The organism is Kitasatospora sp. NPDC127121 (assembly GCF_042677305.1).
Taxonomy (GTDB): domain Bacteria; phylum Actinomycetota; class Actinomycetes; order Streptomycetales; family Streptomycetaceae; genus Kitasatospora.
This window is the reverse complement of record NZ_JBHXTQ010000020.1, coordinates 76,543-92,948: the sequence shown is the minus strand read 5'-3', so window position 1 is coordinate 92,948 and position 16,406 is coordinate 76,543. Positions and strand designations below refer to the sequence as shown.

The 16,406-nt window shown below is 72.4% G+C and carries 11 protein-coding genes; 9 read left to right on the top strand and 2 right to left on the bottom strand.

All coding sequences use genetic code 11. The annotated features are described in order from the left end of the window. Positions 1-111: 111 nt before the first annotated feature. The gene (locus ACFVHI_RS13415) at positions 112-477 is read right to left on the bottom strand and encodes an NAD(P)-binding domain-containing protein (RefSeq protein WP_380338755.1); all 366 of its coding nucleotides are present in this window, start codon (positions 475-477) and stop codon (positions 112-114) included. Between the two features lie 186 nt (positions 478-663). Further along, on the bottom strand, positions 664-2,451 hold the full coding sequence (locus ACFVHI_RS13410; RefSeq protein ID WP_380338752.1) for an SGNH/GDSL hydrolase family protein: 1,788 nt from the start codon (positions 2,449-2,451) through the stop codon (positions 664-666). Between the two features lie 386 nt (positions 2,452-2,837). Here ACFVHI_RS13410 and ACFVHI_RS13405 point away from each other — a divergent pair, with 386 nt between their 5' ends. From ACFVHI_RS13405 to ACFVHI_RS13365, 9 genes are all read left to right on the top strand, one after another. Next, the gene (locus ACFVHI_RS13405; RefSeq protein ID WP_380338750.1) at positions 2,838-4,790 is read left to right on the top strand and encodes a PIG-L family deacetylase; all 1,953 of its coding nucleotides are present in this window, start codon (positions 2,838-2,840) and stop codon (positions 4,788-4,790) included. Positions 4,791-4,947: 157 nt separating this feature from the next. Continuing rightward, positions 4,948-5,997, top strand: coding sequence for a LacI family DNA-binding transcriptional regulator (locus tag ACFVHI_RS13400; RefSeq protein ID WP_063346285.1), 1,050 nt, complete (start codon positions 4,948-4,950; stop codon positions 5,995-5,997). A gap of 86 nt (positions 5,998-6,083) precedes the next feature. Continuing rightward, entirely contained in the window at positions 6,084-6,590 is a 507-nt protein-coding gene (locus ACFVHI_RS13395; protein WP_380338746.1) for a helix-turn-helix domain-containing protein, read from the top strand. A gap of 1,075 nt (positions 6,591-7,665) precedes the next feature. Continuing rightward, positions 7,666-8,496 carry a BTAD domain-containing putative transcriptional regulator gene (locus ACFVHI_RS13390; RefSeq protein WP_380338743.1) on the top strand — a complete coding sequence of 277 codons (831 nt, stop codon included), beginning with the start codon at positions 7,666-7,668 and terminating at the stop codon, positions 8,494-8,496. 86 nt (positions 8,497-8,582) lie between these two features. Next, positions 8,583-9,224, top strand: a complete 642-nt coding sequence (locus ACFVHI_RS13385; protein WP_380338740.1) for an NADPH-dependent FMN reductase — start codon at positions 8,583-8,585, stop codon at positions 9,222-9,224. A gap of 158 nt (positions 9,225-9,382) precedes the next feature. Beyond that, positions 9,383-9,601 (top strand): ammosamide/lymphostin RiPP family protein, encoded by a 219-nt coding sequence (locus ACFVHI_RS13380; protein WP_380338738.1) that lies wholly within the window; start codon positions 9,383-9,385, stop codon positions 9,599-9,601. Between the two features lie 14 nt (positions 9,602-9,615). After that, on the top strand, positions 9,616-11,403 hold the full coding sequence (locus tag ACFVHI_RS13375; RefSeq protein ID WP_380338735.1) for a hypothetical protein: 1,788 nt from the start codon (positions 9,616-9,618) through the stop codon (positions 11,401-11,403). A 4-nt stretch (positions 11,404-11,407) separates the two neighbouring features. Further along, a complete protein-coding gene (locus ACFVHI_RS13370; RefSeq protein ID WP_380338732.1) occupies positions 11,408-13,918 on the top strand; it encodes a lantibiotic dehydratase in 2,511 nt (836 codons plus the stop codon). Further along, entirely contained in the window at positions 13,915-16,404 is a 2,490-nt protein-coding gene (locus ACFVHI_RS13365) for a lantibiotic dehydratase (RefSeq protein WP_380338729.1), read from the top strand. Before ACFVHI_RS13370 ends, ACFVHI_RS13365 begins: the two co-directional genes overlap by 4 nt. Positions 16,405-16,406: the final 2 nt, after the last annotated feature.

The window sequence follows — 16,406 nt, the reverse complement described above, 5'->3', positions numbered from 1 at the left end:
TGTGTTTTTCTCTTACTTCTTTTCTTGGGGGGGTGCCCCGCGCGCGTGGCGCCGGGGCCCCCAGCCCCCCCCGCCCCCGCCCCCGCCCCCCCCCCAGGACTCCGGGCCGGCTTACAGCAGGGTGGCCTCGGCGGTGCCAATGGCCTGGGGCACCGCCAGAATCGCGCCGTCGACGTAGTCGATGCCGGCCTCGGCCGCCCACTCGGCGGTCTCCCGGGCCTGGGTGGAGCTCGCCATGGTCAGGTTGACCAGGGTGCGGCCGGTCAGGGAGGAGGCGGCCGGGTCCAGCAACCTGTGCACGGCGTCGTAGTCCGAGACACGGACGACGACCGGCGGGCTCGCCTCGAGCGCGCTCCTGACCGAGCCGGCGAGGGGCGCGCCCTTGGCGACGAGCTGCTCGGCCTTGCCGGCCGAGCGGTTCCAGACGGTCGTCGGGTGGCCCTTGTCCAGGAAGACCGCGGCCGACGCCTGGCCCATCACCCGCGGTGGACGGTGCACGACCTGCCCGCCGGACCCGACGTCACGGCCGAGGCCCCGGGCGACCTGCTGGACGTCCTCCTCGCCTTCGGCGAGCCGCCCGGCCCGGTGGGCCGCCGCTGCGAACGGTGGTCCCGTGCAAGCGCATTGGCCGGGTAGGACGAGTTGGACGGGCCGACCGGCCGGTCACCAGCCGTCGGTGAGCCGGAAGGCGTGGGAGAAGGAGGCTCCGCCCGTGTTCATCCATTCGTCGAGGACGCCGTAGGTGTCGTTGCGGGCGATGAGGTCGGCACGGCCGGTGCCCCGGAAGTCACCGGCAACCGTCTGCGAGAACGGACCCCACCCGTCGGTGGCGAGCACGCGGCCGGCGAAGGTACCGTCCCCATTGCCGGGCCACATGTACAGGTTGCCCGTCGCGTCCTCCCTCGCCATCAGGTCCGCATGACCGGTCCCCCGGAAATCGCCGGCGGTGGTCTGGGAGAACGCGCCCCAGCCGGCCGTCAGGTCGGTCCTGGCCGTGAAGGACCCGTCTCCCAGCCCCGCCCACTCGTACAGGTGCCCGTCCGAGTCGTCTCGGGCGACGAGGTCGCCGATGCCCTTGCCGTGGAAGGCTCCGGCCGTCGTCTGGGAGAAGGTGTGGGAGGGGCTGGTCGGGGCGGGCCGCGGGGCGAGGACCTCGGCGAGGGCCGTGTTCCCGTTGGTGGTGAAGTGCAGGTGGTCGGAGGAGACGTAACCGGCGAACGCGGCGCTCGGGTTGAGCGGGTCGCGGGTCGCCCGGTCGAAGTCGTGGAAGCCGTCGATAGCCGTCGTCGTGCGGATCCAGTCGTTGACGCACTGGCGCACCCGGTCCCGGGCGGCGGTGTAGTCGGTGTAGCCCTGGAAAGCGGGGATGGTGGCAACGGTGAAGCGCAGCCCGGCCGCGTGCGCGCGTGAGGCCAGCTGCTGGATCCCCGACTCGAGCGCGGAGTCGGAGGCGTCGTCCATCGTGATGTCATTGATGCCCTCGTAGAGCACGACGCTCCGCACTCCGGTCTGGGAGAGGACGTCCCGGTCGAAGCGGTTGAGCGCGCTCTGACCGAAGCCGACGCGTCCTCCCGTCCCGTCGGTGAGGATCCGGTTGCCGGAGATGCCCTTGTTGACGATGCCTTCGGGCGCCGGTCGGGCGCTGAGGGCGCGCCCGTAGTCATCGGCCCAGCGGGTGTTGGAGTCCTGGTTGGTGTGCCCGCCGTCCACCTGCGAGTCGCCGAGGGCGACCACCGTCCCGTCGCTGCCGGCGGCCGTGACGTCCAGGCCGCCGAGGAAGGCCCAGTAGGCGTACGGGGTGGAGAGGTTGGCGCCGCCCGTGTCCTGGGTGCGGTCGGCACCGTCGCCGGGGGCGGAGGTGTAGGAGGTGGTGAGCGTGTACGGGTGGTAGGGCGCGGTGGTGACCCCGTCGGGCAGCCAGAGGCTGACCAGCAGGTTCTCGTCTGCGGTGACCGGGAAGGCGACGGGGTCGCTGTAGACCTCGCCGCCGGGTGGGATGACGGTCCGGCCCGAACCGCCGAACGTCAGGGTGGCCGGCGTGGCCGCCGCCGTGGCCGGATTCCCGTTCCGGGCGGAAGTCCTGTCCTGGGCCGCGACGGTGACGTGCCCGATGGTCACCGGGTCCGGGCTGAAGGTGTTCACCAGGTGGATCCGGGCGGAGCTGCCGCCGATGCTGGTGTGGACGACCATGCGCAGGGTCTGCCGCCCCGTCACGCCCGAGGATGCCGACGGTCCTGCCAGGCTCATGGCGGTACCCCAACTCCCCGTCCAGGCCGAGGACTCGGGGCGCGGCACGCCCGGGGCTGACGGGAGCGCGGCGGGGACCGGCCCGCAGCCGACGGCCGCGTTCGCCGGGGCCGCGGGCGGCAGGGCGGCGAACGCGCCGAGGACGACGGCGGCTGCCGTCATGGCGGACGGGCGGCCCCGCAGTGGGCGGTGGGTGACGTGCACAGGAGTCCTTTCGCCGGGTACGGAAAACCATTCCCGCATGGCTCGGGTGACGAAGAAATGGTGGCGATCCGTTTCCCGAAGGAGGAGGTCCGAGAATGGCCGAGAAATCTCGGAGCCCGCTCGCCATCCACCATGCAATCACCGCCGGTCCGGATTTCGCCAGGAGGAACATCAGGCGGAAACCATGGGGAAGTTCCAGCAGAAACCGCGCTGTACAGGCAAGATCGGCGAGAAAAAGACGGATTGGCTTGATTGCACGTCAGTTGACTGTCGCGCCTGACGGGATTTGCGATATACCGTCTCGGGCACTTCCCGCCCTACAATCCGCCAATCTCCTCCTGGCGTGATCACCTGCCGACCTCGAATCTCGAATGAGGGGAAATCACATGGCAATCGGACGACGGCAACTCCTCACCTCCCTCGCGCTGACCGCCCTCGCCGCACCCGTCCTGGCCAAGGGGACCGCGACCCGCGCCTCCGCGGCCACGGGTACGGGTACGGGTACGGCCGCACGTATGGCCGCCGGCTCCGGGCCTCTGTTCATGCAGGTCGTCGCCCACGAGGACGACGACATCCTGTTCATGAACCCGGACCTGTCCAACGCCCTCGGCAACGGCACCCCGTCCGTCACGGTGTTCGTCACCGCCGGGAACATCACCGGTGACCCGTGCGTGGGCGGCTGCTGGGACCCCGCCGGCGACCCACTGCGCACCTGGAACCGCCAGATGGGCGCCGTCAACGCCTACTCCCGGATGACCGGGGTCGGCGACAACGACCCGGCGACCGACGAGATCGGGCACTGGACGGTCGAGGCGTGGACGGTCGCGGGCAAGCAGGTCGAGCGTTACATGCTCAAGGACCGGCCGGTGCACCTGATCTTCCTCAACCTGCACGACGCCGGGCTCGCCAACGTGTTGAACGGCGGCGCCGACACCACGGTCGTCCCGAAGGACAGCCCGCTGTCCGGGCCGTCGACCTACACGGCGGCGGACGTCGTCGAGGTGCTGCGGCAGATCATGGTGACGTACCAGCCGACCGTGCTCCGGGCCCAGGACGAACTCCCGGACACCCGCTACAAGGACGACCACTCGGACCACATCTCCGCCGCGAAGTTCGCGGGCGTGGCGGCGAGCCAGTACGGCGGCTCGCTGATCCAGGTGAACTACCGGGACTACAACATCAGCGACTGCCCGGTGAACCTCGACCCGGCGACGGTCGGCGCCAAGGGCGTGTTCGTCTCCGAGTACGCCGGCCACGACCACTCGGGGAACTACGAAACCGCCTGGTTCTCCCGGATGTACTACCGCTGGTCGCGGGGCACCTCCTGGGCCGGACTCAACCAGGACGGCCGGCCGCAGGTCTTCGTCGTCCGGGCGGGCTCCCTCTACACGTACTGGCGCCAGGGGGACGGCAGTTGGGGCGGCCCGGCACGGTTCGCCGACCCTGGCGGGCGGCTGGCGCCGGGCATCGCCGTCGGCACCAACGCCGACGGCCGGATGGAGGTCTTCGCCCGCCGCCTCACCGACCACCACATCGTCTCCGTCCCGCAGACCACGCCCAACGGCGTGTGGCGGGACAGCTGGGCCGACCTCGGCAACCCCAACGCCGGGCTCGACAACGCGGGCCAGGTCGGCGTGCCCGCGGTGGTCGCCTCCCAGGACGGCCGGCTGGAGCTCTTCGTCAAGAACGGCGGCGGCGGCCTCAGCAGCATCCGGCAGACCAGCCCGAACGGCGCCTGGACGACCACCTGGGATGACCTGCACGGCACCGACATCCAGGACCCGGTCACCGCGATCCGCAACGGCGTCGGGAGGATCGAGGTCTTCGCCAGCACCCGCGACGGGGTCGTCAACTGGTGGCAGACCGCTCCGAACGACGCCATCAACGGCCCGGGCCCGATCCCGAACTCCCGGCCGGCCAGCCCGCCCAAGGCCGCGCTCGACCAGGACGGCCGCATCGAACTCGCCTACCGCGAGGCCGGCACCGGCGCGATGCTCGTCAGCTACCAGACCCAGCCCGGCGGACCGTGGAGCCAGTCCCCGGGCAACCTCGGCGGCCACGCAGGAGTGGGCGAGCCGGCGATGGCCAACCTCGGCGGGCGGGTCGTCCTGTTCGAGCGCAACGGCGGCGGCGGCGTGAGCACCACCGCCCAGACCGCCCCGAACGCCGGCTACGGCACCTGGCAGGACCTCGGCGGCACCGTCCTCGACTACCCGACCGCGCTCGTCGACGGCGGCGGTGTCCTGTACGTGTTCGCCATCGGCACGGACGGCCGCGTCTACTACCGCACGGGCACGACGCCCACCAACCTCGGCGGCTGGCAGGGCATGCCCCTGTGACCGCCGGTTCCGTCGGCCGGTCGGACACCCTCCCGACCGGCCGACGGGCCGGGCCCGTGGGAGCGCCCGTGGAAGCGCCCGTGGAAGCGCCGGTGGGAGCGCTCTCACGCCGTGTAGGATGGCCACTCCCGAGAGTGAGCCACACCGGAGTGTGATCATGACCCGAACTGACAGGCCGGGCCCCGGAAGCGCCCGGTCTGCCGCGCGACCGACGGTGGAGGACGTGGCCGCCCGCGCGGGAGTCAGCCGGGGAACGGTGTCCCGGGTCATCAACGGTTCGCCCAAGGTGAGCGCCAGGGCGAGGGAGGCCGTGGAGCACGCCGTCGCCGAGCTCGGCTACGTACCCAACCAGGCGGCACGGTCCCTCGTGACCTCGCGCACCGACGTCGTCGCCCTGGTCGTCCCGGAGAGCCTGGCGCGACTGAGGTCGGAGCCGTACTTCGCGGACGTCATCACCGGGATCTCCGACGAACTCGCGTCGACCGACCTTCAGTTGCTGCTGACCCTGGTCCGCAACGAGGACGAGCGCGAGCGTCTGACGCGCTACCTCACCGCGCGCCGGGTCGACGGGGTGCTCCTGGTCTCGGTGCGCCAGGACGACCTGTTGCCCGACCTGCTCGAACAGCTCGGGATGCCGGCCGTACTGGGCGGTCGCCGGTCCGAGCGCGAATCGCTGAGCTACGTCCACGCCGACAACGCCGGCGGGGCCCGGGCGGCCGTCCGGCACCTGGTCGGGCGCGGCCGCACCAGAGTGGCCACCATCACGGGGCCGCTCGCCATGGAGGCGGCCGGGGCACGCCTGGCGGGGTACCGGGAGGCGCTCACGGAGGCCGGCCTCGCCCCGGAGGACGCGCTCGTCGCCCACGGCGACTTCACCGAGGCGGGCGGCTACGCGGCGATGTGCGAGCTCCTGGCCGAAATGCCCACCCTCGATGCCGTGTTCTGCGCCTCCGACCTGATGGCCGTGGGCGCGTTCCGGGCACTGCGCGAGGCCGGGCGGCGCGTGCCGGGAGACGTGGCCGTCGTCGGCTTCGACGACTCCGTCATCGCCCGTAGCACCGAGCCGCCCCTCACCAGTGTTCGCCAACCGACCGAGGCGATGGGGCGGTTGATGGTTCAGCTGCTGCTCGAGGAGATCGCCGAACCCGGGCGGCCGCGTCGCCAGGTGATCCTTCCGACCGAACTGACGGTCCGCGCCTCGGCCTGACGGCCTCGGACGGCTTCGAACTGAATGGCCGTCACGTTCCGTTGTTCCGGTATGAGCCACTGCCGCGTGTCGCGGCTGACCTGGGCATGAGGTGCTGCTACGCTCCCGATGGGTGTGGGAGCGCTCCCACGCGCCAAGATTCTGGGGGTGACGTGTCGAAGGCACAACAAGGGGATTCGGCATTCGGGGGCATGCTGAGGACGCTTCGTCGTGAAGTGGGATTCACGCATGAGGAACTCGCCCGGCGTTCCCAGGTCAGTGTGAGGACGATCAGCGACATCGAGCGGGGCCGGGTGCGCCGACCACAGCGCCGCTCCGTCCAGCAGCTCGCGGAGGCGCTCGGCCTGGGGACCTCGCGATTGGAATGGTTTCTCCGTGCCGCGCGAGCCGTTCCCGGCAGCGGGCTCGACCAGCCGGACGGGAGCCGTCGCGAGACGCCGGCCGCCGGGGAGGTGGACGAACAGCCGTCCGCGGTAGTCGTGATGGTCCTGCCGTTGACCGCGATCGGCGAGAGCGGTCCGTGCTGTCGGCGCCGCCGACGCTGTCCGAAACCGCGCCCGGCCGGGCCCCGACACCTGCGCCGGGCCGGTTGACGGCCGTCGCGTGCGGCGGGCAGGCGCCGGCGGCCACACGTCCGCCACGAGGACGCCGAACGCGTACGCCCGCCCCACCAGCGCCGTCCGGTTGGGGACGTGCCACCGGCGGTGGGGTGGGCGGTGCCGGAGGCATGTCGGGCGGGTGTGGGCCGCTTCGGCATGCGGGTGCCGGGGTGGACTCTGGCGAGGTTTCATCCTCTGGGTGCGGCGCGGAAGTGTGACGGGCGGTGCCTGGCGCTGAGTGATCCTGCGGGGACGAACGGTAGGTGGATTTGATTCAACTTTCGGGCGTCGTAGTTCGTCTACCCGGAGAGCCGAAGCAGGCGGGCGACGGGGCCGTATCTGCTGTTCATTGCTTGTTTATTCCCAGAAGCCAGAGTCATTACTGATCTTCCTGACTCGGGCGGCCGGACGGTGCCTGGCAGGCAACTCTGGAGAACGTACATCATGCCGCGCAAGCCACTTGGGACCCTGGTCGCCGCCGCTGGGGCGACCGTCGGGCTCACGCTCGTCACACCGGCCCGGGCCTCCGCCGCCGCCGTCATGGGGTGGGACGTGTCAGCGGAATCAGCACACCGATCGTGCGTACACCGACCCGGGTGTGGTGATGGGCGGCGCCTTCTCGGAATCGACTTCGTGAAGTCGCCGATCGACGAGGCCGGAAAGTGCGCCGAAGTTCGGGGAAAACAGGCCGAGTTGCATGAGGGCCCCTCCAGGATGCCGCGACGGCTCGCCATGAGCGAGTGCACCATCAGCATCTTCTGGTGAGACGAGGGCTTCCGGGGTCGACCACCGACCCGGGCGGAGGCGATCGCCGAGCCGTCGCGTCACAGTCGAGGCCGGGACACGGATGCGAGCCGGACAGAACCGGAGACTCCGCTTCCCGCCGTCCGTCTGACCGGCATTCTCCGAACGGCCACGCCGTTCCCGTACGTCAACACAGATAAGACGACCGGCCCTCACCCCGGTCGTACCACCGGTCGACCGGGTTGCCTCCCCCACAGGCCTGAACCCACCGACCGCGCCAGCGCGTTCGCATCCTGTCACCCCCACGAAGAAGGAGGGTTTCCACATGACCGAGATTTCCACGCTTGCCGTCGTACGCTGCCTCGGCGGCTTTTCACTGGACTTGGGGGGACTCCCGGTCAGACGCTGGCGGGCCGGCAAGGCGCGCACACTGTTCCTTTACCTCCTCATCAACCGGGGCCGCACGGTCGACCGCGACGAACTGCACGCCGCGCTGTGGCCCGACCGCACCCGGGCGGCGGGCTCCAGCTCGCTCAAGGTCGCCAAGCACGCGGTGCACCAGATACTCAGCGGGCAGCAGGCCGCGGAGGAGCAGCCGGCCGCGGAGATCGTCTGCAGCGAGTACGGGTACTCCCTCAAACTCCACGACGCCTGGCTGGACTTCGAGGAGTTGGAGCGGCTGTGCAACGAAGGGCACCGGGCGGCGGCCCGAAGTGATCCGCACGCGGCCGCGGAGTACTACCGCAGGGCGCTCGATCTTCACACCGGGGACTTCCTGCCCGGTGAGACCGCCGACTGGGCCAGGGAGCAGCGGGACTGGGTGCGGTCCCTCGCGCTGGGAGCGGCGGACTTCCTCCTCCAGGAGGCACTGGACCGGGGCGAGTTGCCGAAGGTCATCGACATGTGCCGCCGCACGCTGGACATCGATCCGTACCAGGAGGACGTCTACCGGACTCTGATCCAAGTTCACGGCGACCTGGGCCAGTTAGGGCAGGCCAGGTCCTGGTACAAGCTGTGCCGGGCCCGGATGTCGGATGGTCTGGACATCGATGTCAGCCCTGACACCCAGCGACTTCTGGAGCGGGTTCTGCGCACCCAGGACGCGTCCGCCCGGACGGTGGACCAGACTTCCGGCCCACGCGTAACCAATGCATAACCCACGCATAACCAGCTCATAACCAGCGCATAACCGCCCTGTCTAGACTCCGAAAACCGCGACCGGTCAAGGAGATTGGGGTAACCGTGCTGGAGACGAACCAGGGTTCCGTTCTTTCGGTGGAGAATCCCGGTGTTGGTGCCCCAGCCGATGCCGGGCCCCTGATCGTCGGCATCGGGGGCACCGTCCGCTCCGGTTCCTCGACGGAACGGGCGGTCCGGGCGGTACTCGCGGCCTCCGCTTCGGCGGGGGCCCGGACCCTGCTGCTGGGTGCCGAGGAACTCCAACTGCCGCTCTACACACCGGGGGAGTCACTGCGCACCCCGGCGGCCCGGCGGCTGGTCGAGGCCGTCGCCCTCGCCGACGGCCTGGTGATCGGCACGCCCGCCTACCACGGGGGCGTCTCCGGTCTGGTGAAGAACGCCCTCGACTACCTGGAGGACCTGCGCGAGGACGCGCGTCCCTATCTGCACGGCCGCGCCGTCGGCTGTGTCGTCACCGCGCGCGGGGCGCAGGCCGCTTCGACGCTGGCGGGGCTGCGCTCCGTCGTGCACGCCCTGAGGGGCTGGCCCACTCCCCTGGGAGTGGCCATCAACACGGAGAGCGTCACCCTGGCGTCCGACGACAGCGCCGGCGACAGCACCGGCGACCCGCATCTCACCGCGCAACTGGCCACCGTCGGACGGCAAGTGGTCGAGTTCGCCCGGATGCGCACGCCGGTCGGCTGAGCGCCCGGGGCCTGCCGCTGACCGCGGCCGCCCCCCGTACGCCCCCCGTACGTCCGCCGTCACGATTCCCGCCCACGCCTTTGGTTCCGGCTGCCCTGACGCCGGATCCTTCGCATCCGCATTCCCACGTCCGACCGTGATTCCGAATGGAGCGCGCCATGGAAGACACCGCGAAGTCCACCGCGAAGTCCACAGAGCCCGAGGAGACCGCCGAGGGGACGGAAGCCCCCCAAGCGGAAACCGCCGGGGCCGAAACCGCCGAGGACACCGAACTGGACGCGCTGGACGAGCTGGACGACGTCGACTTCGACCTCGACGAGGTCGAGAACAAGATCGCGCCGCTCGCCCTCGCCACCACCGAGCCCTCGCGATGGTGACGCGGGCGGCCGAGGTGAGCCGCGCATCCACCGCCTCCGTCCTGGTCGACGTGAACACCGGCCCGGCCGCCTCGTACAGCGGGCTGCGGGCGGGCATCGACGCCCTGCGCGCCGAGGGCGCCGACTTCACCGGGCTCGCGGCCGGGCACCCGTCCGAATGGGCGGAGCTCTTCCCCGCCGAGACCGCGCCCGGCACCGCGCCGCTGGAGGAGATCGCGCTCGCGCCGTCCGAGCGGCGGCTGCACCGGGAGAGCGAGCAGGTCTACCGCGTGCTGACGGTGGCCGCGACCGCCCTGTGCACGGGCACCGCTCAGTTGGGCAGGCCCCTGCTGCTCAGTGGGATGGGCGGCACCGACCTGTCCTCGCTGCGCGGTTTCATGCGGGCCTTCGAGCACGCGCAGCTCGTCGAGGGCGCCGAACTGCTGCTGGACGCGCCGACGTCCGTGCGTGAGCCGGTCGGCCGGTACGCCGACTACCGCGGGGAGCGGGTGCGCTGTCTGCGCCGCATGGGGCTGCCGGTCACCGAGGGCGACCTGGCCGTGGACCTGGGTACGGCTCCCGACGCCGGCTTCGAGCCGGTGTCCGAGGAGGGCGAACTGTTCCTGCGGGCGAGGGACTCCGAGGGCTCCGCCGTGGACCGGGTGGCCGCCGCACTGGCCTACTGCCGCCGGGCGTTCTTCTCCACGAACTGGGAGGGCATGGCGGTCGTCGCCGAGGAGGCGATCGGGCTGCTCGCCGGCATCCCCGAGTCGGGCGTACCCGGGCTGCTCGCCGAGGCGGAGCGCGAGGAGGAGCTCGTCCACGCCATCGAGTTCGAGACGGCGATCCTGCGCGGCACCGCCGACGTACGCGGTTTCCTGCTCAAGGTGCTCGGCATCCAGGCGGGCTTCCGCGGGGACCAGGACACGGCCCTCGCCTGCTTCCGGGCCATCCGGGAGGACGCCGCCGGCCTGTCCCCGGAGCTGCGTGCCCAGTCGCACCTGTACTCCGCGCTCACCCTGTCCAAGCGCAAGAACCGGCTGGCGGAGGCGGTCGCCGAGGTCGAGCAGGGCTTCGAGGTCGTCGGGGAACGTCCGGGCGAGCCCGAGAGCGTACGCCGCGAGCGCGGCTGGCTGCACAACCTGCGCGGGCTGACCCTGTTCGCGGAGCGGCGTCTGGGGGCGGCCTTCGAGCACGAGAAGCAGGCGCTGGCCTGCATGGCGGGTCTGACCGACGCCAGTGCCGCGCATCTGCGGATCAACCTGTACTCGAACATCAGCGTGCTCCAGGAGAAGGCGGGCAAGCACGCCTCGGCCCTGGCGACCTGGGAGAAGTTCAAGCAGGCCGCCGGCTCGTCGAACGCGGGCTTCCGCAAGCACCACGCGTACCGCAGCGCCGGGCTGCGGCTGCTCGTCGGCGAGCGGGACGCCGCCCTGGCGGACCTGGACACCACGCTGGTGAACGCGGCCGAGCTGGGTGACCGCTTCCACGAGACCGAAGTGCGCCTCGAACTGGGCATGCTGCACGCCTCCGGCGGTGACGCGAGGACGGGCGCCGAGCAGTACGAGCGCGCCGAGGCCGCGGCGCGGCTGCTGGGCGACCCGTACCGCATCGCGCTGGCCCAGGCGGGTCGGGTGATGACGACCGGCTCCGTGACCGCGGCCGGGTCGGTGGCGGCCATGGCGCCGCTGAGCCTCACCCGTCCCGGTGCGGCGGACGCCCTCGCCAAGGCCGTCGCCGACGGCGGTGACCTGCAAGGGCTGCTGCCCAAGCCGCGGACCAAGCTCAACCGCCCGTTCGACCTGATCAACTTTCAGGACTGAGGCCATGACGGACCATGCGACCCAGGGGGAGACGGGACAGCGGGCCAGGTGGCAGCTCTACGATCGGCTGCTGCTGCGCAGGGCGGGCTTCGGCATCGGCCTGCTGACCGCTCTCGGTGACGGGCCGGCGGGTGCCGCGGCCGCGGAGTACCGGGAGGCGGTGGCGCGGTTCGAGCAGAGCCGCGCCCGGCTCCAGGAGGCGATCGCCAAGGTCGTCACCGGCGCCGACCGCGAGCGGGACCGGGCCGGACTGCGCGAACTGTCGAAGCTGCGCGGCCGGGTGGGCCGCCGGCTGCCGGTGGAGCACGACCCGCGCGGCGGCGACGTGGCATCGACGGTGGCATCGGCGGTGGCATCGGCGGTCGACGGCTACCGCGCGGCGCACTCCGCTCAGCAGCAGGCGGGCGAGCGGCTGACCACCGCCCTGGGTGAGGAGGTGCTGCGGCGGCCGGAGCGGGTCCGCGACGTGCTCCGCGACGAGCGGGTGTGCGACGCACTGCTCCAGCTGTCGCCGTCCTTCCACACCGAGGCGGTGCGCTGGGTCGACGGCTGGCAGCAGCAGGACAGTACGACAGGCCGCAACCGCGCCAAGGACCGGTCCTTCTACCGCCGCGTCTACCTGTACGGCCAGCGGCTCGGCGCGAAGAACGAGACGACCAGCTTCTTCGGTCCGCTGGTGCACGGCCGGGTCGACCGTGGCGCCGAGGGCACCGTCCTCGGCCCCGAGACGGCCTGCGGCTACCACCTCCTGGAGGCGCAGACCGCGTTCTGGGCCGTGTGCGAGCTGGCCAAGCTCATCGGCACGGACCCGCAGGTGCGGGACCGCCCGCCGGTGGCCTGGATACCGTCCTGCCGCCGGACACCGGGCGAGGTGCCGGGCGGGACACCAGGCGGGGCACCGGGGTCGGGGACGATCCAGTCCGCCGACGGCCGCCGGATCACCCTGTCCGGGGTGCGGTGGCAGCTCGCCGAGGCCGTCGACGGGCGGCGTTCCCCCGCCGAACTGGCGGCGCTGGCAGGACTCGACCTCGCGCAGACGCGCCGGGTCCTGGACCGGCTGCGGCAGGCGGGGGCCGTCCGGCTCTGGCCCGAGCCGCCGTCCACCGCGGCACGGCCGCTGGACTGGCTGGTCTCCTGGGCCGACCGCTACGCGCAGGACACCGCCTGGCCGGCACGGCTGCGGGAACTGCGCGACCTGGGCGACGCCTACGCGGCGGCCGACGGCCACCGTGCCCGGGCGGTCGCGCTCGAGCGCGTCGAGGAGTGCTTCACCCGGCTCACCGAGGTCGACGCACGTCGCGCCGGCGGCCGGATGTACGCGGACCGGCTGGTGGTGTCCCTGGACGCCAAGGGCGACCAGAGCCCGGTGGTGGTCGGTGGCGACGTGGCCGGGCGCTGGGAGTCCGAGCTCAGCCCGGTGCTGGACGTGGCCGCCCGCTACGGCGAGCTCCAGCAGCACGCGGCGGCCGAGCTGTGCGCGGGGATCCTGCGTGAGGCGGGCGGCGGCGCCATGCCGTACGACGAGCTGATCCGCCGGATGCGCGCCTCCGTCGAGGCGGGCGGTCTGGACCGGCTCGCCGGGCCGCTGATCGGGTTCAAGCGGGACTACGCGGCGCTGGTGGAGTCCGCCGTGCAGGGCCAGGAGGCCCGGCTCTCCCCCGCCGAGCTCGCGGGGTTCGCGCCCGAGCCCGGCCGGCCCCGTTTCGTCAGCCCGGATCTGATGCTGGAGAACCGGGAGGACGGCGGCGAGCTGCTGGTGCTGGGCGAGCTTCACCCGTACGTCTTCGCCTGGGGTTCACAGGGGCTGTTCAGCGACGAACAGGACCGGATGCTGAGCGACTTCGAGGCGGGTCTCGAACCGTGGGGCGGCCCCGAGCGGCTGGCCACGGTGATCCGCCGCAGGCGCCACAAGGGCCTGGTGGCCGACTGGTTCCCGGGCCGCTTCATCGAGATCACCTCGGTGGCCACCGACGACCGGGAGCGGACCGTGCCGCTGACCGATCTGACCGTCGCCCTGGTGGACGGCACGCCCCGGCTGCGCACCCCGGACGGTGAACTGACCCTGTACGCCGGCGAGGACGACCATGTGCACCTGCGGGCCTTCGCCGCACCCGGGGTGGGGCTGCCGCTGGTGCGGATCGGGGACTTCGCGCCGAGGATCGTGGTCGGCGACCTGCTCGTGCAGCGGGCCCGCTGGTGGTTCGACCGTGCCGACCTCGGGGTCGACGCGGCACGCGACCCCGCCGCCGCCTTCCTCGCCGTCCAGTCGCTGCGGGCCCGGCACGGAGTGCCCCGGTTCTGCTTCGCCTCCCTCGCGCACGAGCCGAAACCGGTCGGGATCGACCTGGACAGTCCGCTGGCCGTCGACGCACTGGTGGCGATGGTGCTGGCCGGTGACAGCGCGACGGTGTCGCTGGCCGAGATGAGGCCGGCCCCGGACGCGCTGTGGCTGCGCCACGGCGGGGCCCCCGTGACCTCGGAGTTCCGGATCGCCATGAAGCGAGCGTCGTCATGACCCACCGATCCGACCGATCCGACCAAGCCGACCTGTCGCCACAGGAATCGACGGCGCGGCGGCACGGCTGGGAGCTGCTGCCCACGGTCGTCCTGCGCAGCGCCGGGTTCCCCTGGCAGATGGTCGAGCGACTGGCCTGTGAACGGACCCGTCTGCTCATCGAGGAGCTGTTCGCCCTGGAGGCCCGGTCGGCCGACGTGGCGTCACGGCTGCACCCGGCGGGCCGGCTGTCCCGGGGCCAGCAGGCCAAGTTGCGCGGTCTGCGGCCGCTGCCCGCGTCGGACAACCTGCCTGCCGACTGGCTGGCCGAGTGGAACGCCGCGGCGGAGCAGGTGAGCGCGGTGCGGGAGCGGCTCGCCGCCACCGTCGAGGCCGACACGGCGGCGGTCGACGAGGCGCTCGCCGCCGTCCGCACCGATCCGCGGGTCAACGACGCCATCGTCTGCTCGTCGCCCGCCGTCCACCGCGATCTCGCACGGGGTGCGGCCGGCGGCCGGATCCGGCGCCAACTCGCCTCCTACGCACAGCGGCTGGCGTCCAAGAGCGAGACGATGAGCTTCTTCGGGCCCATCAACTACGGCAGGCTCAGCCCCGGCTCCGACGCCGCCACGGCGCTGGACTGGGAGGGCCACACCGCGATCCCGGTCCGCCAGGCGCACACCGCGGCCCGGGTCAACGACGCCGTGCAAGGCCTGCTGCTGGGCGATCCGGCGCTGGCCGAGCGGCTGGCGCCGGTGCGCAAGACGATGACGGGGCCGCCCCGCGGCACGGGCGTCGGCGCGGCGCTGCTGCGGGAGGCCGACGGCGTACGGACGGTGGCCCGGATCGCGTCCGGGTGCGGTGCCGGCGCCCTGGAGGCGGTGGAGGCGTTCGCGGCCGCCGTGGCGAAGGGGACGCTGACGCACACCCTGTGCCCGCCGGCGACCGTGGTCGACCCGCTACGCTGGACCCTGGAACGCATCGACGCCTCGGACACCGAGACGGCCGCCCGCGCGGCCGGGGTGCGGGCCCTGCTGGTGAAGGTGCTCGAACTGCTCGACGGCTACCCGTCGGCGCCGCCCGAGCAGAAGCTGACCGTCCAGGCCGAACTGGAGGCGCTGCTGCCCGTCGCCGACCGCTCGGCGGAACGCGGCCGCTTCTACAACGACCGGGTCATCATCCACGAGGCCGCCGTCGGCACGGCCCGGCTGGAGGTCCGCGGACCGCTGGCCCGCGACATGTGCGACGCCGTCGCGCCGGTGCTCGACCTGCTGGCCCACGAGGCCGAGGCGACCCGCGTACGCACCAACCGGGCGGTCGCGGCCCGGCTGGGAGCGGGACGCATCCCGCTGCTGCGGGCGCTGCGGGAGTGCGCGGACCTCGCCATCGAGCCGGGCGGAGAGCTCGGCGCCGAACTGAGCCGAGTAATCGGGGCCGAAGGCGCGGACCGGGCCGAACTCGACGTGGCGGGGCTGCTAGGCCCTGTCCGGCCGATCTTGGCGGGCCCGCGACGCCGGGCATCCCGCCTGGACGCACGCCCGAATCGCCCAAGTACGGCCCAGTACGAGGACGATCCGGGCGCACGCCCAGCCGGGCGCCCAACGCCGCGGGCTGATCCACCAAGATCGACCGGACAGGACCTAGCCGCACCGCCACCGCCCGCCGCCCCGGTGCTGTGCTCCATCGACGTCCTGATCGCGGCTCCCGACCTGGCCGGATACCAGCCGGGGGTGACCCCGCTCATACTCGGCGACATCCACGACGCGGCGCTGCTCACCCCGTGGGCGCTGCAGTTCCATCCGGACGCCGCGGCGCTGCTCGCCGAGCGGGACGCCGGGGTGCGCAGGGCCCTGGGCGACCAGGTGGCCGTCAATGTGATCTCCCGTCGTACGACCGGGCTGCCGCCGCTGGAGTTCCCCGGGGTGGTGCTCGAACTGGGCGGCATCGCCGGCCCGGACCGGGAGCGGATCGGCCTGGACCAGCTGTGGCTGGAGAGCGACGGCGAACGGGTCGTCCTGCGCGGCGACACCCACCCCGGCCGGAGCCTGCTGTTCCACAACGGCGAGCTCGACACCGCCGTGCACACCGCGCTGGCACTGCCCCGGATCCGCCGCCCGGTGCTGCCGGACCTGCCGCACGTGCCGCGGCTGCGCTGGGGCAACGTGGTGTTCTCGCGGCGCCGTTGGGCGCTGCCGAGCGCGGCGCTGCTGGAGGCGCACGGCAGCCAGCGCGACGCCGAGCGGCTGCTCGCCACGGCCCGGCTGCTCCGGGAACGGGGCCTGCCCGACCGCTTCTTCGCGAAGTCACCGGCCGAACGCAAACCGGTGTACGTGGACACCGCGAGCCCCGAACTCCTCAAGGGCATGGCCCGGCTGGCGGGCACGGCGGAACAGCTCCTGCTGTCCGAGACGCTGCCCGCACCCGAGGACGCCTGGCTGCGGGACGGGGAGCTGCGCTTCGCCTCCGAGCTGCGCTGTGTGTATCTGCGGGGCGGTGGTGAGCGGTGACG

What these genes read in the sequence shown, in the direction of transcription:
- ACFVHI_RS13415 (WP_380338755.1), bottom strand. Translation starts at nt 477, where the DNA reads ATGGGCCAGGCGTCGGCCGCGGTCTTCCTGGACAAGGGCCACCCGACG.
- ACFVHI_RS13405 (WP_380338750.1), top strand. Translation starts at nt 2,838, where the DNA reads ATGGCAATCGGACGACGGCAACTCCTCACCTCCCTCGCGCTGACCGCC.
- ACFVHI_RS13400 (WP_063346285.1), top strand. Translation starts at nt 4,948, where the DNA reads ATGACCCGAACTGACAGGCCGGGCCCCGGAAGCGCCCGGTCTGCCGCG.
- ACFVHI_RS13395 (WP_380338746.1), top strand. Translation starts at nt 6,084, where the DNA reads ATGAGGTGCTGCTACGCTCCCGATGGGTGTGGGAGCGCTCCCACGCGC.
- ACFVHI_RS13390 (WP_380338743.1), top strand. Translation starts at nt 7,666, where the DNA reads ATGACCGAGATTTCCACGCTTGCCGTCGTACGCTGCCTCGGCGGCTTT.
- ACFVHI_RS13380 (WP_380338738.1), top strand. Translation starts at nt 9,383, where the DNA reads ATGGAAGACACCGCGAAGTCCACCGCGAAGTCCACAGAGCCCGAGGAG.
- ACFVHI_RS13370 (WP_380338732.1), top strand. Translation starts at nt 11,408, where the DNA reads ATGACGGACCATGCGACCCAGGGGGAGACGGGACAGCGGGCCAGGTGG.
- ACFVHI_RS13365 (WP_380338729.1), top strand. Translation starts at nt 13,915, where the DNA reads ATGACCCACCGATCCGACCGATCCGACCAAGCCGACCTGTCGCCACAG.